This is a genomic window from Alicycliphilus sp. T452, from assembly GCF_054512775.1.
The window spans coordinates 155,748-176,389 of sequence record NZ_JBTNEH010000007.1 but is presented as its reverse complement, the minus strand read 5'-3'; the positions used below and the strand labels follow the sequence as shown (position 1 = coordinate 176,389).

Sequence of the window (20,642 nt, the reverse complement as noted above, 5' to 3'; positions counted from 1 at the left end):
CTCGGGTGCGCTTTTTTGTTATTGTTTAGATAGCTGGCAGCGCTTGATAGGCGGGCGCTGCAGCCATTTTTCATTCAATTCCTACCGGCTCCCCGTCAGGCCATGGCCACGGGTACCGTGGGTGCAGGTCCGTTCCTGCGCGGAGCGAACCAGGCCACGTACAGGGCCGGCAGCACCACCAGGGTCAGCAGCGTGGCCGTGACCAGGCCGCCGATGACCACGATGGCCAGCGGGCGCTGCGTCTCGGCGCCGATCTCGTGCGACAGCGCCATGGGCAGCAGGCCCAGCATGGCCAGCAGGGCGGTCATGAGCACGGTGCGCAGGCGTTGCATGGAGCCCTGGCGCACGGCCTCGACCACGCCCATGCCGCCGGCCTGCAGCTGCTGGTAGCCCGAGAGCATGACCACGCCGTTGAGCACGGCCTGGCCCGACAGCGCGATGAAGCCGATGGCGGCCGACACCGACAGCGGAATGTCCAGCACCCACAGCGCGATGAAGCCGCCGATGAGCGCGAGCGGCACGTTCACGAGGATCAGCGAGGCGGTCTTGAACGACTTGAACGCGTCGAACAGCAGCACGAAGATCAGCAGCAGCGAGATCGGCACCACGACCGACAGGCGCTTCATCGCGCGCTCCTGGTTCTCGAACTCGCCCGACCAGGTCACGCGGTAGCTCGGCGGCAGCTGGATGCGGGCCCGCACGCGCTCCTGCATGTCCTTGACCACCGAGCCCATGTCGCGGTCCTTGATGAAGATGCCGATGGCCATGGTGCGGCTGCCGTTCTCGCGCGCGATGTTCATCGCGCCCGTGGTCTCGCGGATGCTGGCGACGGCGCCGAGCGTGGTGTAGCCGCCGTCCGGCGTGGCGATGGGCGTGCCCGGCAGGCTGGCGATGGCGCGCCGGTCTTCGGGCAGGCGCACCGCGACGGCGAACTTGCGCTCGCCCTCCCACAGGCTGGTGGTGGCCTTGCCGGCCAGGGCCGCCTCGATCACGTCCTGGATGTCGCCCACGTTGAGGCCGTAGCGCGCCGCGCGGTCGCGGTCGATGTCGATCACGAGCTGGGGCAGGTCGCCCAGCCGGTCGATCTCGGCGCGGTAGACGCCGGGCACCTGCTTGATCTCGCGCTCTATGTCCTGCGTGATGCGCTTGAGCTCGCCCAGGTCGTCGCCCGAGACCTTGATGACGATCTGCCCGTCGATCTGCGAGATCGATTCGAGCACGTTGTCGCGGATGGGCTGGGAGAACGCGGGCTCCAGGCTGGGGATCGCGGACACCGCGCGGTCCATCTCCTCGATGAGCTGCTTGTGCGTGAGGCCGGGGCGCCACTGGTCCGCGGGCTTCACGTCCACGAACACCTCGGCCATGCTGATGGTCTTGGGGTCGGTGCCGTCCTCGGGCTGGCCCGCCTTGGAGATGGTGGTGCGCACCTCGGGCACGGTGCGCAGGGCCTGGCGCACCTGGCGCAGCATGCGCGCGGCCTCGTCGTTGGACACGCTGGCGGGCAGGCGCACGTTCACCCAGATCGTGCCTTCGTCGAGCTCCGGCAGGAACTCCGACCCCAGGCGCGATGCCGCGGCCAGCGCGACGGCGAACATGGCGAGCGATACCACCACCACCGTGCGGCGGCGCGCGAGCGCCCAGTCGAGCACCGGCCCGTACAGGCGCTTGGCCGAGACGACCACGCGGTTGTCGCCGTGCGGCAGCTTCCGGCGCAGCATCCAGTAGGCCAGCAGCGGCACCAGCGTGAGCGAGAAGATCAGCGAGCCGACGAGCGCCGTGGTCACCGACAGCGCCATGGGCTGGAAGATGCGGCCCTCGTGGCGCTGCAGCGCGAAGATGGGGATGTGCGCGGCGATGATGATGAGCATCGAGAACAGCGTGGGGCGGCCCACCTCGCTCGCGGCCTCGATGATGGTCTCGCGCCGGTCGCGGTCGTCCATGTCCTCGCCGCGTTCGGCCAGGCGGTGCATGATGTTCTCGATCACGATCACCGCGCCGTCCACGATGATGCCGAAGTCCATGGCGCCCAGCGACAGCAGGTTGGCCGGCACGCCCATGAACTTCAGGCCCATGAAGGTGGCCAGCAGCGACAGCGGGATCACCACCACCACGGCCAGGCTCGCGCGCAGGTTCGACAGGAAGATGTAGAGCACGAGCGAGACCAGCAGCGCGCCCTCCACGAGGTTGCGGAACACCGTGGTCAGCGTCTTCTCCATGAGCCAGGTGCGGTCGTAGAACGGCACGATCTGCATGCCCGGCGGCAGGCTGCGCGCGTTCAGGTCGGCGATCTTGGCCTTCACGTCCTTGAGCACGACGCTGGGGTTCTCGCCCTTGCGCATCACCACGATGCCGGTGACCACGTCGTCGTCGTCGTCCTGGCCCACGGTGCCCAGGCGCGGCACGGCGCCCACCTTGACCTGGGCCACGTCGCGGATCAGCACCGGCGTGCCGCCATGCGCCGCGACCACGATGCGGCCGATGTCCTCGCTCGACTGCAGCAGGCCGATGCCGCGGATGGCGTACTGCTGGGCCCCCTGGGCGACGTAGCTGCCGCCCGCGTTGGCGTTGCCGCGTCCGAGCGCGTCGAGCAGGTTCTGGAACGTGAGCTTGTAGGCGCGCAGCTTGTCCAGATCGGGCTGCACCTCGTACTGCTTGATGGAGCCGCCCATGGCCACCACGTCGGCCACGCCGGGCACCTGGCGCAGCGCGCGCTCGACCACCCAGTCCTCGGTGCTGCGCAGCTCGGTGGTGGAGTAGCCGTCGCCCCGGAGGCGGTAGCGCATGATCTCGCCCACGGGCGTGGCGTTGGGGGCGATATCGGCCTCCACTCCCGGCGGCAGGTCCACGCTGCGCAGGCGCTCGCCCACCTGCTGGCGCACGATGTGCACGTTGGCGTTGTCGTCGTAGGTGACCACGGTGAACGACAGGCCGAACTGCGTGTGCGAGAACACGCGGATGGCATTGGGCAGGCCCGAGAGGGCGACCTCGATCGGCAGCGTGACCTGCTTTTCCACCTCCTCGGCGGCGCGCCCGGGGTAGAGCGCGATGATGGTCACCTGCGTGTCCGTCACGTCGGGAAAGGCTTCCACGGACAGGTTCTTGAACGCGATGACGCCCGCCATGGCGAACAGCAGCGTGCCCAGCACGATGAAGAGCGGCTGGTGCAGCGCGTAGTGGATCAGCCGCTTCATGGCGCTTCCTTGGCGGGCTGCGCCTTGGCTTCGGAGCCGGTGGCGCTGGCCTCCTGGGCAAGGCGGAACTGGCGCGCCAGCAGCAGCACGTTCTGCGTCACCACCTTTTCGCCCGCGGAGAGGCCCTGGACGACCTCCACGTTCTTCGGGCCCTCATGGCCCAGCACGACGGTGCGCGGCTCGAAGACCCCGCTCTCGCGCTGCACGTAGACCCTGTGCGTGGCGCCGTCGAGCGTCAGCGCCGCGGCGGGAACCACGAAAGCGGCGCTGCGGCTCTCGCTCACGCGCGCGGTGGCCAGCATCTCGGCCTTCAGGCGCCGGTCGGCGTTGGGCACGAGGCCGCGCACCTTGAGCGTGCGCGTGACGGGGTCTATGGCGTCGGCCGTGGCCGTCACGCGGCCCGTGAAGGTGTCGCCGGGGTAGGCGGGCACCTGCAGCGCGAAAGCGTCGCCGGGGCGCAGCGAGGCCAGGTCGCTCTCGCGCGCGTCGATCTGCACCCACAGCGAGGAGGGGTCGGTCACCACGAACAGCGCGGGCGTGCCGGGGCCGGACTGGTCGGGCCGCACCTCCTGGCCGGGGTTGAGGTTGCGCTCGACCACCACGCCGCCCATGCCGGCCGTGATCGCGAGCTGCTGGTCCACCGCGCCGCCGCCGCCGTAGAGGCTGGTGCGCGCGGCGGCGCGCGCCGCCTCGGCCCGTGCGCGCGCGGCCTCGGCCTCGGCCTGCTCCAGGTCCTTGCGGGCCACGACACCGGCCTCGAACAGCTCGCGCTGGCGCGCCAGGGCCTGCTGCGCCAGCGCCTGGTCGGCCCGGGCCTTGGCCGTGTCGGCCTGGGCCTGGCCGAAGTCGGGCGAGGCCAGCAGCGCCAGCGGCGCGCCGGCCTTCACGCTCTGGCCCAGGTCGGCGCGGATGGCCGACACGCGGCCCGCGAACGCCGGGTACACGCGCTGCGTGCGCTCCTCGTTCCAGACCAGCCGCGCGGGCAGGTCCACGACCAGCTCCCTGGCGGGCCGCGCCTCGGTCACGGCGAGCAGCGCGAGTTGGGGATGGCCGGGCGGAAAGCGCAGCTGGCCCGATTGCAGTATGGGCGGCGCCGCTTCCGGGGCCGTGGGTTCGGTGGGGGCCTTGTGGCAGCCTTGCAGCACGGCGGCCGCGCACAGGGCCAGGGCCAGCAGGCCGTGGCCGGGCCGGCGTGTCGTGCGGCTTGCGCGCACGCGCGAGGGTATGAAATGCACCATGGTGGGTTCGGATGTCGAAGAAGGGTTTTTCAGGGCAGCAGCGTCTGGGGCTGCGTGCGCAGCAGCCAGTTGCCTTGCGCCTTGGCGTAGTCGGCGCGCGCGGCCAGGGCCTCGAGCGCGGTGGCGCGCAGCGTGCGGCGCGCGTCGAGCAGGTCGGTGAGCGGTATGGCTCCCTTTGCGTAGGCGAGCTCGGCGCTCTGCGCGACCTCGCGCGCGCGCGGCAGGATGCCGTTTTCGTAGCCGGCGGCGCGCTGCGCGGCGCTGGCGGCCTGCTGCTGCAGCGACTGCAGGTCCAGCAGCGCCAGGCGGCGCGTCTTGTCCAGGGCTTCCTGGGCCGCGCTCAGCATGGCCTGGGCGCGGCCGATCTCGCCCTCGAAGCGGTAGCCCCATTGCAGCGGTATCTGCGCGCGCAGCTCCACGAGCCGGTTCGATGTGCCGGGATAGTGGTCGTAGGAGGCACCTATGGTCACGTCGGCCTTGCGCAGCGCCATGGCGCTGTCCAGCTCCGCCTGCGCGGCCTGCACGCGCGCCAGGGCCGCCCGCACGTCGGCGCGCGATTCGGCCCAGGCGAGCAGGTCGCCGCCCGGCGCCGGGCCGGCCACCTGCGCGGGCCAGTCGCAGGCGCAGGCCTGCAGGCCCGGGCCGCGCGCGGTGAGCTGGGCCAGCGCCACGGCCGCCTGCGTGCGCGTGAGCTCGGCCAGTTCGGAGTCCGAGCGTGCGCGCTCGGACTCGATGCGCGTGCGCGCGGCGTCCTGGCGGGCCAGGTCGCCGGCCTTCAGGCGCAGGTTGGCCACACGGTCGAGCTCGGCCATGCCGCGCTCGATCTCGCGCGTCTCGCGCAGCCGCTCCTGCGCGGCCAGCAGGTCGTAGTAGGCGTCCAGGGCCGCTTGCAGCTGCTGGGTCTGCATGTCCTGCACGTCGGACTGCGCGGCGTCGAGCGCGCGCTGGGCGGCCAGCGTGCGCAGGGCGCGCTTGTCGCCGCGTTCCCAGGTCCAGTCGATGCCTATGGACTTGTCGATGCGCTTGCGCGTGACGACGTTGCCGCCGCCCACGCCGTTCTGCAGGTCGATGGAGGCCGCCTTGGCGCTCAGCACGGGGACGGGCGCATGGTCGGCCGCGAGCACGTCGGCGCGCGCTCCCGCCAGGGCGTGGCGGGCCAGGGCCACGTCGCTGTTGTCGCGCGCGGCCGCGAGGGCCTGCGCGAGCGTGAGCGCGGGGGTGCCGGATGCCGCGGGCGGGGTCTGCGCCCAGCCGGCCGGGGCCTGGCCGATGGCCCAGGCCAGGGCGGAGAAAAGATACAACTGTCGTATGCTCATACGCGCCGTTTATCGTCGGCCGTGCCTGACCGCAGCCTGACCAGGTCACTGCGTAAAAATGCGTACTTCCCCGTTCACCACCCTTCCATGCGAATCCTGATCGTCGAGGACGACCCCGTGCTGCGCGGCGTGATGCAGCGCAGCCTGGCCGATGCGGGCCACCGCGTGGACGTCGCGGCCAGCGTCGCCGAGGCCCACCATTTCTGGTGCGTGCAGCCGTTCGACGCCGTGCTGCTGGACCTGAACCTGCCGCTGGGCGGGGCCGACGAAGGCGCCGGCGGCGCGCAGCTGGGCAGCGGTCTGGCGGTGCTGCGCGCGGCGCGCGCGCGCGGCGACCGCACGCCCGTGCTGGTGCTCACGGCGCGCGATCGCACGCCCGAGCGCATCGCGGGGCTGGACGCCGGGGCCGACGACTACCTGGGCAAGCCCTACGACCTGGCCGAGGTCGAGGCGCGGCTGCGCGCCCTGGTGCGCCGCAGCCAGGGCACGCAGGACCGCACCGTGGCCGGCGCCCTGGTGCTGGACCGGCATGTGCGCCGTTTCGCGCTGCATGGCCTGCCTTTGGAGCTGCCCGCGCGAGAGTTCGAGGTGCTGTGGGAGCTCATGACCCCGCCGGGCCGCGTGGTGAGCAAGCGCACCCTGTCGGAAAAGCTCTCGGACTTCGACGAGACCCTGGGCGACAACGCGCTGGAGGCCTTCATCTCGCGCCTGCGCAAGAAGCTGGCGGGCAGCGGCGCGGGCATTCGCACGCTGCGCGGCCTGGGCTACATGCTGGAGGCGCAGGCCGCGCCGCCCGCCGACGGCATGCCATGAGCACGCCGCCGCAGGCCCCGGCCGCGCCGCCGCCCTCGCTGCGCACGCGGCTGCTGCGCCATGTGCTGGGGCCGCTGGCGCTGATCTGGCTCGTGGGCACGGTGGCCTCGGCGCTGCTGGCCAACAGTTTCACACAGCGCGCCTTCGACCGCTCGCTGCTCGACGACGCCTACGCCATCGCGGCCAATGTGCGCGAGGGGCCGGACGGGCTGGAGTTCCCCTTGAGCTCGCGCGAGGTCAAGGCCGTGCTGTTCGACCAGGTGGAGACCGTGTACTTCGCCGTCCTGCGGGCGGACGGCTCGCTGCTGGCCGGCAACGCCAGCCTGCCCGTGCGGCCGCCGCACGGCGAGCAGGTCTACCGCTTCTCCGACGTGCTCTTTCACGGCCGCGCGCTGCGCGCCGTGCGGCTGCAGCTGGCCACGCCGGCGCCCTTCGAGGTCATCACGGCGCAGACCGTGCACAGCCGCAGCATCATGCTGCGCAGCGCGCTGCTGTACTCACTGGCCTCGCAGGTGCTGCTGCTCGTGGTGCTGGCCTGGTGGCTGGGCCGTGCCATCCGGCAGGAGCTGCAGCCGCTGGCCATGTTCCAGCAGGCGCTGGACCGGCGCGACGCGCGCGACCTTTCGTCCATGCCGGTGCAGGCCTCCACGCGCGACCTGCAGCGCCTGGGCAGGTCCGTGAACGGCCTGCTGGCGCGCGTGGCCGATGGCGTGCGGGCGCAGCACGAATTTGCCGGCAATGTGGCGCACGAGCTGCGCACGCCGCTGGCCGGCATACGCGCGCTGGCCAGCTACGGCCTGGCGCAGAAGGAACCGGCCGTATGGCGCGAACAGCTGGCCGGCATCGTGCAAAGCGAGGCGCGCGCCAGCCACCTCGTGGACCAGCTGCTGGCGCTGGCGCTGGCCGACGAGGCGCATGGCTCCATGCCGCTGCAGCCGGTACTGCTCGACCAGCTGGTGCGTGACACCGTGCTGCGCTTCCTGCCCCGCGCGGACGCCGCGGGCGTGGACCTGGGCGCGCTGGGGCTGGAGCAGTCCGTCACGGTGCAGGGCCAGCCGCTGCTGATCGAGGGCGTGCTGAACAACCTGATCGACAACGCCCTGCGCTACGGCGTGCCGCCCGCGGGCGAGGCGCCGCAGGTGACGGTGGAGCTGGCGCGCGAGGAGGGCTCCGTGGTGCTCTCGGTGCTCGACAACGGCCCCGGCATTGCGCCGGTGCAGCGCCAGCAGCTGCAGCAGCGCTGGATGCAGGGCCGCGAGGGCGAGCGCCTGGGCCAGGGCGCGGGCCTGGGTCTGGGGATCGTGACGCGCTACACCGAGCTGCTGGGCGCGCGCCTGGAGCTCACCCCCGGGCCGCAGGGCAGGGGGCTGTGCGCGCGGCTGGTGTTCGCGCCGCAGGCCGGCACACCGGCCTGCGGAAATTGATTTTCATCAAGATTCCGCCATGACCGGATAGTCGATGTAGCCCTTCTCGCCGCCGCCGTAGAAGGTGGACCGGTCCCACTCGTTGAGCGGCGCGTTGCGGCGCAGGCGCTCGACCAGGTCGGGGTTGGAGATGAAGGCCTTGCCGAAGGCCACCATGTCGGCGTGGCCGCTGGCCACGGCCTGCAGGGCCATGTCGCGGTCGTAGCCGTTATTGACCATCCAGGCGCCGCGCCCCCCGGCATCGCGGTAGGCGGCCTTGAAGGCGGCGTAGTCGAAGGGGTTGCCCTCGACCTCGCGCGGCCCGCCGGTGGCGCCCTCGATCACGTGGATGTAGGCCAGGGAGAGCGGCGCGAGCTGGCGCGCCAGATGCTCGAACAGCGGCTGAGGGTTGCTGTCGTGGATGTCGTTGGCGGGCGTGACGGGCGACAGGCGCAGGCCCACGCGGCCGCCCCCTATGGCATCGGCCACGGCGCGGGTCACCTCCAGCATCAGCCGCGCGCGGCGCGCGATGCCGCCGCCGTAGTCGTCGGTGCGGCGGTTGGCGCCGTCCTTGAGGAACTGGTCGAGCAGGTAGCCGTTGGCGCCGTGGATCTCCACGCCGTCGAAGCCCGCCGTCCGCACCGCGTTGCGCGCGGCCGCGGCGTAGGTGTGGACGATGTCGGGCAGCTCTTCTGCCGTGAGCGCGCGCGGCGTGCAGGTGTGCATGAACTCGCCTTGGCCCGTTTCCGGGTCCACCACATAGGTCTTGGCGTTGGCCTGCACGGCCGAGGGCGCCACCGGCGCGGCCCGGCCCGGCTGGAGCAGGTTGTGCGATACGCGGCCCACGTGCCACAGCTGCGTGACGATCTTGCCGCCGCGCGCGTGCACGGCCTGGGTGACCTTCTTCCAGCCGTCGAGCTGGTCGCTGCCGTACAGGCCCGGCACGTCGGAATAGCCCTGGCCCTGCGCGCTGATGGCCGTGCCCTCGGTGATCAGGAGGCCGGCGCTGGCGCGCTGCGCGTAGTAGGTGGCGGCGATGTCCTGCGGCACGGCCTGGGGCGAGCGGTTGCGCGTCAGCGGTGCCATGGCGATGCGGTTGGCCAGGTGCAGCTCACCGGCCTGGATGGGGTCGAACAGGGTGGTCATGCGCGTGACTCAGTGAAAGGTGGAAGAGGCCCCTGTTTCACGTGGAACAGGGGCCGGTGCTTACTTGAGCAGGCCCTCGGCCTTCATGGCCGCCTGCACTGCGGGGCGGGCCGCTATGCGCTCGCGGTAGGCCGCCAGGTTCTTCAGCGGTGCAATGTCCAGGCCCACGTATTGCGCCCAGTTGGTCACGGTGAACAGGTAGGCGTCGGCCACGGTGAAATGATCGCCCATCAGGTACTGCTTGCCCGCCAGTTCGCCATCGACCCACTGCAGACGGGCCAGCAGGCGCTGCTTGATCTGGGGCTTGTAGTCCTCCGGCGTGCCGGGCACGAACAGCGGGCCGAAGCCCTTGTGCACCTCGGTGCCGATGAAGGACAGCCATTCCTGCAGGCGGTAGCGTGCCAGCGTGCCGGGAGCCGGAGCCAGGTTCTTTTGCGGCGCTTGGTCGGCCAGGTATTGCACGATGGCCGGGCCTTCACGCAGGCGCGTGCCGTCGTCCAGCTCCAGTACCGGCACGTAGCCCAGGGGGTTGATGGTGTAGAAATCCGTGCCGTCGGGCAGCTTGTGCGTCTTGGTGCTGGCCAGCACGGGCTCGTAGGCCAGGCCGGCCTCGTGCAGCACGATGTGGGGCGAGAGCGAGCAGGCACCGGGGGAGTAGTACAGCTTCATGAGTGTTCTCCTGTTGTTGACGAAACTCCGCCAATCCTATCTTGCGGCCGCAGGTTGATCGTCGGGCTGGGTCAAATGCTCCAGGCGCCGCAGATAGGTCTCGGCCTGCTGGCGCGAGGCGCCGCACATTTGCGCCTCGGGACGCAGCGAGCAGCATACCGCCGGGCGTTCCGGCTGGCCGAAGATGCGGCAACGCAGCTGCGCATCGAGCTGCACGCAGGGCACGCCCGCCGGCTTGCCCCGCGGCATGCCGGGGATGGGCGAGGAGATCGACGGCGCCGTGCAGCAGGCGCCGCAGCCGGGGCGGCAGTCCACCTGGGGCCGTTCAGCCGGCCAGGCGCTGCGCCGCCCACAGCACCTGCTCGACCACGCCGCGCACCTGCTGGCGCTGCGCTTCGTCGATCAGGTCGCCGTCGGCATCGAAGGCGCTGGCGGCGCGTGCCAGGGCATAGTTGCGCGGCGCCAGCCAGCAGCCCAGGTTGACGAGCAGCGGCGCCAGGTGGCTTTGCGAGCGCAGGCCGCCCAGCGCGCCGTTGGACGCGCTGAGCACGCCCACCACCTTGCCGGCGAAGGGGCGCGTCACGTCGGTCCAGACGGGGTGCCCGGCGACGGGGCTGGAGGCCCAGTCGATGGTGTTCTTGAGCAGGCCGGTGTAGCTGCCGTTGTATTCGGGCGAGCAGATGACCCAGGCAGGGTGGGCGTCCAGGATTTCCTTGAGCCGGATCACGTCGGGCGGCGTGCCGCGCGCCTCCAGGTCGGCGTTGTATATCGGGATGTCCAGGTCCGACAGTTCCAGCAGCGTGACCTCGGCGCCGGCATCGCGGCCCATGCGGGCGGCGATGCGCGCCAGGCGGCGGTTGAACGATTGTTGGCGGGTGCTGCCCGCGAAGACGAGGAGTTTCATGGGGCCGGATTGAAGCACAGACCCGGCGCCGCAATCCTGCAATGGTTTCACGTGAAACACGGGCAGGAGCAGCGCGGATGGGCAAAGATGGGAAAATCGCGGGTTTCCCCTTGCCGTGCTCGTCCCATGCTCTATCCCCAGGAATTTGATGTCATCGTCGTCGGTGGCGGCCATGCCGGTACCGAGGCCGCGCTGGCCGCTGCGCGCATGGGCTGCCGGACCCTGCTGCTGACCCATAACATAGAGACGCTGGGGCAGATGAGCTGCAACCCCAGCATCGGCGGCATCGGCAAGGGCCATCTGGTCAAGGAGGTGGACGCGCTGGGCGGCGCCATGGCGCTGGCGACCGACGAGGGCGGCATCCAGTTCCGCATCCTCAACAGCAGCAAGGGCCCGGCCGTGCGCGCCACCAGGGCGCAGGCCGACCGCATCCTCTACAAGGCCGCCATCCGCCGCATGCTGGAGAACCAGCCCAACCTGTGGCTGTTCCAGCAGGCCGTGGACGACCTGATGGTGGAGGGCGACCGCGTGGCGGGCGCCGTCACCCAGATCGGCCTGCGCTTTCGCGCGCGCGCCGTGGTGCTCACGGCCGGCACCTTCCTGGACGGCAGGATCCATGTGGGCCTGAACAACTACGCGGCCGGCCGTGCGGGCGATCCGCCGGCCGTGAGCCTGTCGGCCCGGCTCAAGGAGCTGAAGCTGCCGCAGGGGCGCCTGAAGACCGGCACGCCGCCGCGCATCGACGGGCGCAGCATCGACTTCTCGCTGTGCGAGGAGCAGCCCGGCGACGGCATGCCCGGCGGCGTGAACGAGGGCGTGCTGCCCGTGTTCAGCTTCATGGGGAGCACGGTGATGCACCCGCGCCAGGTGCCGTGCTGGATCACGCACACCAACGCGCGCACGCACGAGATCATCCGCAGCGGCTTCGATCGCAGCCCCATGTTCACGGGCAAGATCGAGGGCGTGGGGCCGCGCTATTGCCCCAGCGTGGAGGACAAGATCAACCGCTTCGCCGACAAGGAGAGCCATCAGATCTTCCTGGAGCCCGAGGGCCTGACCACGCACGAGTTCTACCCCAACGGCATCTCCACCAGCCTGCCGTTCGACATCCAGTACGCGCTGGTGCGCTCCATGCGCGGCCTGGAGAACGCCCACATCCTGCGTCCCGGCTATGCCATCGAGTACGACTACTTCGACCCGCGCTCGCTCAAGAGCAGCTTCGAGACGCGGCAGATCGCCGGCCTCTTCTTCGCCGGGCAGATCAACGGCACCACGGGCTACGAGGAGGCCGCCGCCCAGGGCCTGTTCGCCGGCCTGAACGCGGCCCTGCAGTGCCGGGGCGAGGCGCCCTGGCTGCCGCGCAGGGACGAGGCCTACCTGGGCGTGCTGGTGGACGATCTGGTGACCAAGGGCGTGACCGAGCCCTACCGCATGTTCACCAGCCGCGCCGAGTTCCGCCTGCAGCTGCGCGAGGACAACGCCGACATGCGCCTGACCGAGGCAGGGCGCCGCATGGGGCTGGTCGACGACGCGCGCTGGGAGTGTTTCAGCCGCAAGCGCGACGCGGTTTCACGTGAAACCGAACGCCTCAAGAGCGCCTGGGTGAATCCGCGCATTCTTGCGGCGGCCGAGTCCGAGCGCGTGCTGGGCAAGGCCATCGACCACGAATACAACCTGTTCGACCTGCTGCGCCGCCCGGACGTGGACTACGCAGGCCTGATGAGCCTGGATGGCGGCAAGTACGCCAGCGCCGATGTTTCACGTGAAACCCTGGGCGCGCTGAGCGGCCCGGTGATCGAGCAGGTGGAGATCGCCGCCAAGTACGCGGGCTACATCGACCGCCAGAAGGACGAAGTGCAGCGCGCCGCGCACTACGAGCAGCTGCGCCTGCCGCCCGAGCTGGACTACATGCAGGTGGCGGCCCTGTCCATCGAGGTGCGGCAGAAGCTGCAGAAGCACCGGCCCGAGACCCTGGGCCAGGCCTCGCGCATCTCGGGCGTGACGCCGGCGGCCATCTCGCTGCTGCTGGTGCACCTGAAGAAGGGCGGCTTCAAGGGCTTTGCCGTGGAGGCGGCGGCATGAGTGCCGCGCTGGCCGCGCCATTGCGCGAGGGGGTGCAGGCTCTGGGCCTGGCGCTCCATGAAGGGCAGATCGCGCAGCTGCTGGACTTCATGGACCTGCTGCAGAAGTGGAACAAGGTCTACAACCTCACGGCCGTGCGCGACCCGCAGGAGATGCTCACGCACCATCTGCTCGACAGCCTGGCCGCCGTGGCGCCCCTGCGGCGCCACCTGGCGCAGCAGGGCGGGGCGGGGCGGCGCCTGCTGGACGTGGGCAGCGGCGGCGGCCTGCCGGGCGTGGTGTTCGCCATCTGCTGCCCGGACCTGGACGTGAGCTGCGTGGATACCGTGGCCAAGAAGGCGGCCTTCATCCAGCAGGCGGCGGCAAGCCTGGGTCTCAAGAACCTGCACGGCATCCACGCGCGCGTGGAAACGCTGGCCGGCCCGTTCGACGTGGTGAGCTGCCGCGCCTTCGCCTCGCTGGCCGATTTCACCGCCTGGTCGCGCCAGGCGCTGGCGCCGCACGCCGTGTGGCTGGCGATGAAGGGCAGGCACCCGCAGGACGAGATCGCCGCGCTGCCCGCCGGCGTGCGGGTGTTTCACGTGGAACAACTCGCCGTGCCGGGGCTGGATGCCGAGCGCTGCATCGTCTGGATGAGACCCGTCGCGTAAACTCGGGGCCTCCCCCTCAAGCTTGCAGGCCCCTCATGTTCGGCATTGCTGACTACGGCGCATTCGTCGCCGCCATCGTGTTGTTCCTGGCCATTCCCGGGCCGGGCAACCTGGCGCTCATCACCTCCACCGGCAAGGGCGGCGTGCGTGCCGGCCTGGCTGCGGGCCTGGGCGTGATCGCGGCCGACCAGGTCCTCATGTGGGCGGCCGTGGCGGGCGTGGCAGGCCTGTTGGCGGCCTACCCGGCGGCTTTCCATGCCGTGCAGTGGCTGGGCGCCGTCTACCTGGGCTGGATGGGCTACAAGATGCTCACGGCCCGGCCGGGCGATGCGCCGGTGCTGCGCATCGAGCCGCGCCACTACTTCCGCCAGGGCGCCGTCATCACGCTGCTCAACCCCAAGGCCATCGTGTTCTACATGGCCTTCTTCCCGCTGTTCGTGAACCCGGCCACGCACCGCGGCCTGGTCACCTTCGCGGCCATGGCGGCCACCATCGCGGCGCTCACCTTCCTGTACAGCCTGGCCGTCGTGCTGCTCACGCACCACCTGGCCGAGCGCATGCGTTCCAACCCCACGGTGGTGCGCCTGCTGGAAAAGACCGCGGGCACCTTTCTCATCGGCTTCGGCATCAAGCTGGCCATCTCCAAGTAAACCCGACAGGACTGCATGGCCAAGATTTTCTGCATTGCCAACCAGAAGGGTGGCGTGGGCAAGACCACCACCTCCGTCAACCTCGCCGCGGGCCTGGCCAAGATAGGCCAGCGCGTGCTGCTCGTGGACCTGGACCCGCAGGGCAACGCCACCATGGGCTCGGGCGTGGACAAGCGCCAGCTCGCGCTCAGCGTGTACGACGTGCTGCTCGAATCGAGCTCCATCAAGGAGGCCGCCGTGCCGGCTGAGCAATGCGGCTACCACGTGCTGGGCGCCAACCGCGAGCTGGCCGGCGCCGAGGTCGAGCTGGTGCCCCTGGAGCACCGCGAGCGCCGCCTGAAGGCCGCGCTGGCCGAGGTGGACCAGGACTACGACTTCGTGCTCATCGACTGCCCGCCGTCCCTGAGCATGTTGACCCTGAATGGCCTGTGCAGCGCGCATGGCGTCATCGTGCCCATGCAGTGCGAATACTTCGCCCTCGAAGGCCTGACCGACCTGGTGAACACCATCAAGCAGGTGCACGCCAACCTGAACCGCGACCTGCAGATCATCGGCCTGCTGCGCGTCATGTTCGACCCGCGCATCACGCTGCAGAACCAGGTCAGCGCCCAGCTCAAGGACCATTTCGGCGACAAGGTGTTCGACACCGTAATCCCGCGCAACGTGCGCCTGGCCGAGGCGCCCAGCTACGGCCTGCCGGGCGTGGTGTTCGACCCGGCGGCCAAGGGCAGCCAGGCCTTCGTGGACTTCGCGCGCGAGATGGTGCAGCGCATTCAGCGCATGTGATCCTATCCATGGGTTTCAAGCCAAAAAGGCCTCCAGGGCTTTCCAGGCAAGTGCTAGAAGCTATATAAAAGATAGTAACCCCGCATGCACCCCTCCCAGGTACTCCTTCTGCCCGGCTGGCAGGACTCCGGCTCGGGCCACTGGCAGACCGCGTGGGAGCGCCTGCACGGCTACCGGCGCGTGCAGCAGCACGACTGGATGCGCCCGCTGCGCGGCGACTGGAGCGCGCGCCTGGAGGAGGTGGTGGCCGATGCACCGGGCGAGGTGCTGCTGGCCGCGCATAGCCTGGGCTGCATACTCGCCGCATGGTGGGCCGCGCACACGCGCCACGCGCGCAAGGTGCGCGGCGCGCTGCTGGTGGCGCCGGGCGACGTGGAGCGGCCCGACCTGGCCGCGCAGATCCGCGGCTGGGCGCCCATCGCGCGCCGGCCGCTGCCCTTTCCCGCCGTGCTGGCGGGCAGCCGCGACGACCCGTACTGCGCCTTCGAGCGTGCGCGCGCCATGGCGCAGGACTGGGGCGCGCGCTTCGTCGACCTGGGCGCGCGCGGGCACGTCAACGCCGAATCGGGGCTGGGCGACTGGCCCGAGGGCCATGCGCTGCTGCAAACATTGATGAACGAGGACTGAAGAACATGGTCACCAAGAAACCCAAGGGCCTCGGCCGCGGCCTGGAAGCGCTGCTCGGCCCCAAGGTCACCGAGAAGACGCAGCAGGCCCAGGCCGCCGAGGCGGGCCTGCCCAGCACGCTGGCGCTTGATCAGCTCGTGCCCGGCGTCTACCAGCCGCGCACGCGCATGGACGAGGGCGCGCTGTACGAGCTGGCCGAGAGCATCAGGGCCCAGGGGGTGATGCAGCCCATCCTCGTGCGCCGGCTGGGCAATGGCGGGAACGCCGGCAAGTACGAGATCATCGCCGGCGAGCGGCGCTTCCGCGCCTCCAGGCTCGCGGGCCTGAACGAGGTGCCCGTGCTGGTGCGCGACGTGCCCGACGAGGCCGCCGCCGCCATGGCGCTCATCGAGAACATCCAGCGCGAGGACCTGAATCCGCTGGAGGAGGCCCAGGGCCTGCAGCGCCTCATCCGCGAGTTCGGCCTCACGCACGAACAGGCGGCCCAGGCCGTGGGCCGCTCGCGCAGCGCGGCCAGCAACCTGCTGCGCCTGCTGAACCTGGCCGAGCCGGTGCAGACCATGCTCATGGCCGGCGACATCGACATGGGCCATGCGCGCGCCCTGCTGGCGCTGGACCGCGCCACGCAGATCACGGCGGGCAACCAGATCGCCGCCAGGAAGCTCTCCGTGCGCGAGGCCGAGGGCCTGGTCAAGAAGCTGGGCGCCGAGTTCAACCTCACGCCGCAAAAGCCCAAGAAGGACAAGTCGCGCGACATGAAGCGCATCGAGGAGGAACTGTCCGACCTGCTCATGGCCGAGGTCGAGGTGCGCGTGAAGAAGCGCGTCAAGCGCGGCAGCCGCACCGAGGAGATGGGCGAGCTGGCCATCGCGTTCGGCTCGCTGGAGGCGCTCAACGGCCTCATCGAGCGCCTGCGCGGCTGACCGACCCCGGCTGCCTCTTGCCCCCTGCCGATGCGCCTGCCCTGGCCGCTGCCCGCCTTGCTCGCCTGGGGCGCGGCGTGGCTGCTGCACATTGCGCTGCAGCCGCGCCTGGGCACCCTGGCGTCGCTGCTGGGCGCCACCGGCGTCGGCGTGCTGGCCAGCCTGTGGGGGCAGGGCTGGTGGCGCAGGGTGTGGATTGCGCTGGGCTTTCCGCTGTCGCTCGCGCTCACGGGCGCGGCGGCGTTGCCGGCCTGGGCATGGCTGCTGCCGCTGGCCGTGCTGCTGCTGGTCTATCCCCTGAATGCATGGCGCGACGCGCCCCTGTTCCCCACGCCGCGCGGCGCGCTGCGCGGGCTCGACGCCCTGGCGCCGCTGCCGCCGGGCGCGGCCGTGCTCGACGCGGGCTGCGGCCTGGGCGATGGACTGCTGGCGCTGCGCGCCGCCTATCCCCGGGCGCGGCTGCACGGGCTGGAATGGAGCTGGCCGCTGGCCCTGCTGTGCCGCCTGCGCTGCCCCTGGGCGCATGTGCGCCGCGGGGACATCTGGGCGGCCGGCTGGGGCGGCTACCAGCTGGTGTACGTGTTCCAGAGGCCCGAGAGCATGGCGCGCGCGGCGGCCAAGGCGCTGGCCGAGATGGCGCCGGGAAGCTGGCTGGTCAGCCTGGCGTTCGAGGTGCCGGGCCTGGCTGCCTGCGCCCGGCTGCCCGGGTTTGCGGGGCAGGGGGTGTGGATCTACCGCATGGGAGCCGGCGCCGCCGCGCCGCGCGGGGCAACAAAAGAATGCGGGGCCTCTGCAGATGTAACGCTATGATTTCACGCAATTCAACCGCGCTTATCGAACCATTCACCGTGATAGAGAGGAAGGAAACCATGTCCCGCAAAACCCTGTCCCTGCTGGCGGCCGCCTGCGCCGCCGTCGCCCTTGCCGGGTGCGAAACCACCAACATGAAGATGGGGAGCCAGGATGCCAAGACCGTGGCCACCGGCGCGGCCGCGGGCGGCAGCGCCGCCAATGAGAGCAGCCAGCTCGAACGCTGCCAGTCGCCGCTGGGCACGGTGTCGCTGGTCGAGAACCAGGACGCCGGCTGGTACACCATCCTGCGCAACGAATACAAGCTGCCGCCCACGGCCAATCTGCTGCGCCTGCTGATCCAGCAGTCCAACTGTTTCGTCGTGGTGGAGCGCGGCGCGGCCGGCATGCGCGCCATGGACCGGGAGCGCCAGCTCATGGGCTCGGGCGAGATGCGCGGCGGCAGCAATTTCGGCAAGGGCCAGATGGTGGCCTCCGACTATGGCCTGTCGCCCGAGATCATCTTCAGCAACAACGATGCCGGCGGCGTGGGTGGTGCGCTGGGCGGCCTGATCGGCGGCGGCAGGGGGCGTGCGCTGGCGGCCATCGGCGGCAGCCTGAAGACGCGCGAGGCCAGCGCCATGCTGACCCTGGTGGACAACCGTTCGGGCGTGCAGGTGGCGGCCTCCGAGGGCAGCGCCTCCAAGAGCGACTTCGCCGGTTTCGGCGGCATCTTCGGCGGCAGCGCCGGCGGCGGCCTGGGCGGCTACCAGAACACGGCCCAGGGCAAGGTGATCACGGCCGCGTTCATGGACGCCTACAACCAGATGGTCGTGGCGCTGCGCAACTACAAGGCGCAGAGCGTGCAGGGCCAGGGCCTGGGCGGCGGCGGCAAGCTGGGCGTGGACGGCGGCGCAGCACCGTCGCAGACCAAGGCCGGCGCGGCCATGTCCGTGCGCGAGGCGCAGGAGCGCCTGAACGCCCTGGGCTACAACGTGGGCACGCCCGATGGCTCCGCTGGCCCGAAGACGGCCCGCGCGCTGCGCGAGTTCCAGCAGCAGCAGGGCCTGCCCGTGACGGGCCGCCTGGACGCGGCCACCGCCGGCGCGTTGTCGCGCTGAGTCGGGGGGCGTCTCCCGCATGCCAGGCAGAAGCGGCCCCCGGGCCGCTTTTTGCTTGTGCGCTGCCGGCGGCCCGGTTCATGCCCCCAGGAACCGCCCCGGCGCCAATCCCACGGTGCGGCGCACCATGGCGCTGAAGGCGCTGGGGCTGTTGTAGCCCAGCTCGGCCGCGATCTGGTTGATGGGCCGGTGGCCCGCAGCCAGGGCCACGGCGCGCGCCAGGATGACCTGCTGGCGCCACTGCGTGAAGGTGCTGGAGAGCTCCTGGCGGAACAGGCGCGCCACCGTGCGCGGGCTCGCGCCCGTGTCGCGCGCCCAGTCGGCCAGCGTCTCGTGGCGCGTGGGGTCGGCGATCACCGCCTCGCACAGGTGGCGCAGGCGCTTGTCGCGCGGCAGGTCCACGCCCAGGCGCACGCTGCTGGCGCGGCGCAGCTCGTCGAGGATCAGCGCGCTCAGGTGGCGCTCGCGGTGCAGCAGCTCGGGCGGCAGCGGCGCGGCGTCGTCGGGCTCGGAGGGCATCTCGCGCACCAGGGCGCGCAGCAGGTCGGACACCTCCAGCACGCGGCACTGGCGCCAGGGCTCCTCCTGCGCGCGCGCCACGCCCGGGCCGCAGCGCCCGGGCGGCTGGTGGAAGTACAGCGTGCGCAGGTCGGCGTCCTCCACCATGGTCACGGCGTGCTCCACGCCGGGCGGGATCCACAGCGCGCGCGAGGGCGGCACGATGTAGGCCCCATGCGGCACCGTCAGGCGCAGTACGCCCGTGGTGGAGATGGCGACCTGCGCCCAGGGGTGGCTGTGCGGCCGCACCTGCGTGTCGGCGCGCAGCTCGCGGTGCTTGGCGCGCACGGGCCGCGCGCGGCTGGGCACGAACAGATGGGGCGTGAGCGATTCCACGTACGACAGCACGCGCGCCGCCCGCGGCGCAGGGGCGGGGGCGGCCTGCGCGTCGGCATGGCGGGGCGGCGGGGCGGCATGAATTGGCATGATTGCGATAGTAATTGGCCGTCTATCGTATATCGGTCTTGCGTGCCTTGCCTAACATCACGCCCATGACGACTGCCACCCCTTCCCTGCGCCAGGATGCGCGCACCATCGGCCTCATAGGCCTCGCGCATGGCTCCTCGCACTTCTTCCACATGCTGCTGCCGCCGTTGTTCCCGTTCCTGATCAAGGACTTCGGCTACAGCTATTCCGAGCTGGGCCTGCTGCTGTCGGTGTTCTTCGTGGTCTCGGGCACGGGGCAGGCGCTGTCGGGCTTCCTGGTGGACAAGGTGGGCGCGCGCCCGGTGCTGTTCGCCGCGCTGTCCAGCTTCGCCGCGGCGGGCCTGGTGGCGGGCAGCGCCGGCGGCTACGCGGGCCTGGTCCTGGCGGCCGTGCTGGCGGGGCTGGGCAATGCCCCGTTCCACCCGGTGGACTTCACCATCCTCAACAAGCGCGTGTCGCCCCAGCGCCTGGGCCACGGCTTTTCGGTGCACGGCATCTCGGGCAACCTGGGCTGGGCCACGGCGCCCGTGTTCATGGCCGGCATCGCCACGGCCACGGGCTCCTGGCGCATGGCCTGCCTGGGCGGCGCCGGGCTGGCGCTGCTGGTGTTGGCCATCATGGTGTGGAACCGCGACGCGCTCGACGACCGCCAGGGCGCCTGGGCGCACCAGACGTCCAAGGGCGCTGCGGGCGCCGCGGCCGTGCAGGAGCACCCCATGGCCTTCCTCAGGCTGCCCGCCGTGTGGCTGTGCTTCTCGTTCTTCTTCTGGAGCACCTGCTCGCTCAGCGCCATCCAGAGCTTTGCCGGCCCGTCGCTGCAGCGCATGTACGACATGCCGCTGTCGCTCACGACCATGGTCGTCACCGGCTACATGCTGTGCGGCGCCATGGGCATGGTGCTGGGCGGCTTCCTCGTGGGCCGCGTGGAGCGGCTGGAGAAGACCATCAGCGTGTGCCTGCTGGTGTCGGCCACGCTGCTCACGCTGGTGGGGCTGGGCGTGCTGCCCGGCCTGGTGGCGCTGGCCGTGGCGTCGCTGGCCGGCATGGGCATCGGCATCGCCGGCCCCTCGCGCGACATGCTCATCAAGCGCGCCGCGCCGCCCGGCGCCACGGGGCGCGTGTACGGCACGGTGTATTCGGGGCTGGACCTGGGCTTCAGCCTGGCCGCGCCGGTCTTCGGCGCGATGCTGGACGCGCAGATGAACGCCGGCATCTTCTACGGCTCTGCGCTGGCGCTGGTGCTGGGCGTGGTGTCGGCGGGCTTCGTGGGGGCGGGGGTGGCGGCGCGGCGGGTGCAGGCCGTCGCACGGCCCGCGGCGTGATGCCGCGCCCGCCCGGGCCGGGGCCGCG

The 20,642-nt window shown here is 71.1% G+C and carries 19 protein-coding genes; 11 read left to right on the top strand and 8 right to left on the bottom strand.

Annotation, left to right across the window (positions count from 1 at the left end; genetic code table 11):
- Positions 1-95 precede the first annotated feature (95 nt).
- The 3 genes from ACX12L_RS08740 to ACX12L_RS08730 are packed head-to-tail and all read right to left on the bottom strand — an operon-like array spanning position 96 to position 5,730.
- Positions 96-3,191, bottom strand: coding sequence for an efflux RND transporter permease subunit (locus ACX12L_RS08740; RefSeq protein ID WP_459262286.1), 3,096 nt, complete (start codon positions 3,189-3,191; stop codon positions 96-98).
- On the bottom strand, positions 3,188-4,429 hold the full coding sequence (locus ACX12L_RS08735; RefSeq protein ID WP_459262285.1) for an efflux RND transporter periplasmic adaptor subunit: 1,242 nt from the start codon (positions 4,427-4,429) through the stop codon (positions 3,188-3,190). The genes ACX12L_RS08740 and ACX12L_RS08735 overlap by 4 nt, the downstream gene beginning before the upstream one ends.
- A gap of 29 nt (positions 4,430-4,458) precedes the next feature.
- Positions 4,459-5,730 (bottom strand): TolC family protein, encoded by a 1,272-nt coding sequence (locus tag ACX12L_RS08730; protein ID WP_459262284.1) that lies wholly within the window; start codon positions 5,728-5,730, stop codon positions 4,459-4,461.
- Positions 5,731-5,832: 102 nt separating this feature from the next.
- Here ACX12L_RS08730 and ACX12L_RS08725 point away from each other — a divergent pair, with 102 nt between their 5' ends.
- Entirely contained in the window at positions 5,833-6,558 is a 726-nt protein-coding gene (locus ACX12L_RS08725) for a response regulator transcription factor (RefSeq protein ID WP_459262283.1), read from the top strand.
- Positions 6,555-7,982 (top strand): sensor histidine kinase, encoded by a 1,428-nt coding sequence (locus ACX12L_RS08720; RefSeq protein WP_459262282.1) that lies wholly within the window; start codon positions 6,555-6,557, stop codon positions 7,980-7,982. Before ACX12L_RS08725 ends, ACX12L_RS08720 begins: the two co-directional genes overlap by 4 nt.
- Before the next feature lie 6 nt (positions 7,983-7,988).
- Here the strand turns inward: ACX12L_RS08720 and ACX12L_RS08715 are convergent, their stop codons facing one another.
- From ACX12L_RS08715 to ACX12L_RS08700, 4 genes are read right to left on the bottom strand one after another with little or no spacing between them, the layout of a single operon-like run.
- Positions 7,989-9,107, bottom strand: a complete 1,119-nt coding sequence (locus tag ACX12L_RS08715; RefSeq protein ID WP_459262281.1) for an alkene reductase — start codon at positions 9,105-9,107, stop codon at positions 7,989-7,991.
- Positions 9,108-9,167: 60 nt separating this feature from the next.
- Positions 9,168-9,776 carry a glutathione transferase GstA gene (gstA, locus tag ACX12L_RS08710; protein WP_459262280.1) on the bottom strand — a complete coding sequence of 203 codons (609 nt, stop codon included), beginning with the start codon at positions 9,774-9,776 and terminating at the stop codon, positions 9,168-9,170.
- 36 nt (positions 9,777-9,812) lie between these two features.
- A complete protein-coding gene (locus tag ACX12L_RS08705; RefSeq protein ID WP_459262279.1) occupies positions 9,813-10,091 on the bottom strand; it encodes a YkgJ family cysteine cluster protein in 279 nt (92 codons plus the stop codon).
- Between the two features lie 10 nt (positions 10,092-10,101).
- Positions 10,102-10,680, bottom strand: coding sequence for an NADPH-dependent FMN reductase (locus ACX12L_RS08700; protein WP_459262278.1), 579 nt, complete (start codon positions 10,678-10,680; stop codon positions 10,102-10,104).
- Positions 10,681-10,806: 126 nt separating this feature from the next.
- Between ACX12L_RS08700 and mnmG the strand changes: the two genes are divergently transcribed.
- The 8 genes from mnmG (at position 10,807) to ACX12L_RS08660 (ending at position 18,308) form a co-directional block, all read left to right on the top strand.
- Entirely contained in the window at positions 10,807-12,762 is a 1,956-nt protein-coding gene (mnmG, locus tag ACX12L_RS08695) for a tRNA uridine-5-carboxymethylaminomethyl(34) synthesis enzyme MnmG (protein ID WP_459262277.1), read from the top strand.
- Positions 12,759-13,412 carry a 16S rRNA (guanine(527)-N(7))-methyltransferase RsmG gene (gene rsmG / locus ACX12L_RS08690; protein ID WP_459262276.1) on the top strand — a complete coding sequence of 218 codons (654 nt, stop codon included), beginning with the start codon at positions 12,759-12,761 and terminating at the stop codon, positions 13,410-13,412. Before mnmG ends, rsmG begins: the two co-directional genes overlap by 4 nt.
- Positions 13,413-13,447: 35 nt before the next feature.
- Positions 13,448-14,062 (top strand): LysE family translocator, encoded by a 615-nt coding sequence (locus ACX12L_RS08685; RefSeq protein WP_459262275.1) that lies wholly within the window; start codon positions 13,448-13,450, stop codon positions 14,060-14,062.
- Positions 14,063-14,077: 15 nt separating this feature from the next.
- Positions 14,078-14,848 carry a ParA family protein gene (locus ACX12L_RS08680; protein WP_459262274.1) on the top strand — a complete coding sequence of 257 codons (771 nt, stop codon included), beginning with the start codon at positions 14,078-14,080 and terminating at the stop codon, positions 14,846-14,848.
- A gap of 84 nt (positions 14,849-14,932) precedes the next feature.
- Positions 14,933-15,475 (top strand): RBBP9/YdeN family alpha/beta hydrolase, encoded by a 543-nt coding sequence (locus tag ACX12L_RS08675; RefSeq protein WP_459262273.1) that lies wholly within the window; start codon positions 14,933-14,935, stop codon positions 15,473-15,475.
- A 5-nt stretch (positions 15,476-15,480) separates the two neighbouring features.
- Positions 15,481-16,398, top strand: coding sequence for a ParB/RepB/Spo0J family partition protein (locus tag ACX12L_RS08670; protein ID WP_459262272.1), 918 nt, complete (start codon positions 15,481-15,483; stop codon positions 16,396-16,398).
- Positions 16,399-16,428: 30 nt separating this feature from the next.
- Positions 16,429-17,208 (top strand): class I SAM-dependent methyltransferase, encoded by a 780-nt coding sequence (locus ACX12L_RS08665; RefSeq protein WP_459262271.1) that lies wholly within the window; start codon positions 16,429-16,431, stop codon positions 17,206-17,208.
- A 59-nt stretch (positions 17,209-17,267) separates the two neighbouring features.
- The gene (locus ACX12L_RS08660; RefSeq protein WP_459262270.1) at positions 17,268-18,308 is read left to right on the top strand and encodes a peptidoglycan-binding protein; all 1,041 of its coding nucleotides are present in this window, start codon (positions 17,268-17,270) and stop codon (positions 18,306-18,308) included.
- Between the two features lie 78 nt (positions 18,309-18,386).
- Here ACX12L_RS08660 and ACX12L_RS08655 read toward each other — a convergent pair whose 3' ends face one another.
- Complete coding sequence (locus ACX12L_RS08655) at positions 18,387-19,292, bottom strand: AraC family transcriptional regulator (RefSeq protein WP_459262269.1); 906 nt, start codon at positions 19,290-19,292, stop codon at positions 18,387-18,389.
- Between the two features lie 65 nt (positions 19,293-19,357).
- On the opposite strand from ACX12L_RS08655, the gene ACX12L_RS08650 reads away from it, so the two are divergent.
- Entirely contained in the window at positions 19,358-20,614 is a 1,257-nt protein-coding gene (locus tag ACX12L_RS08650; RefSeq protein ID WP_459262268.1) for an MFS transporter, read from the top strand.
- Positions 20,615-20,642 lie beyond the last annotated feature (28 nt).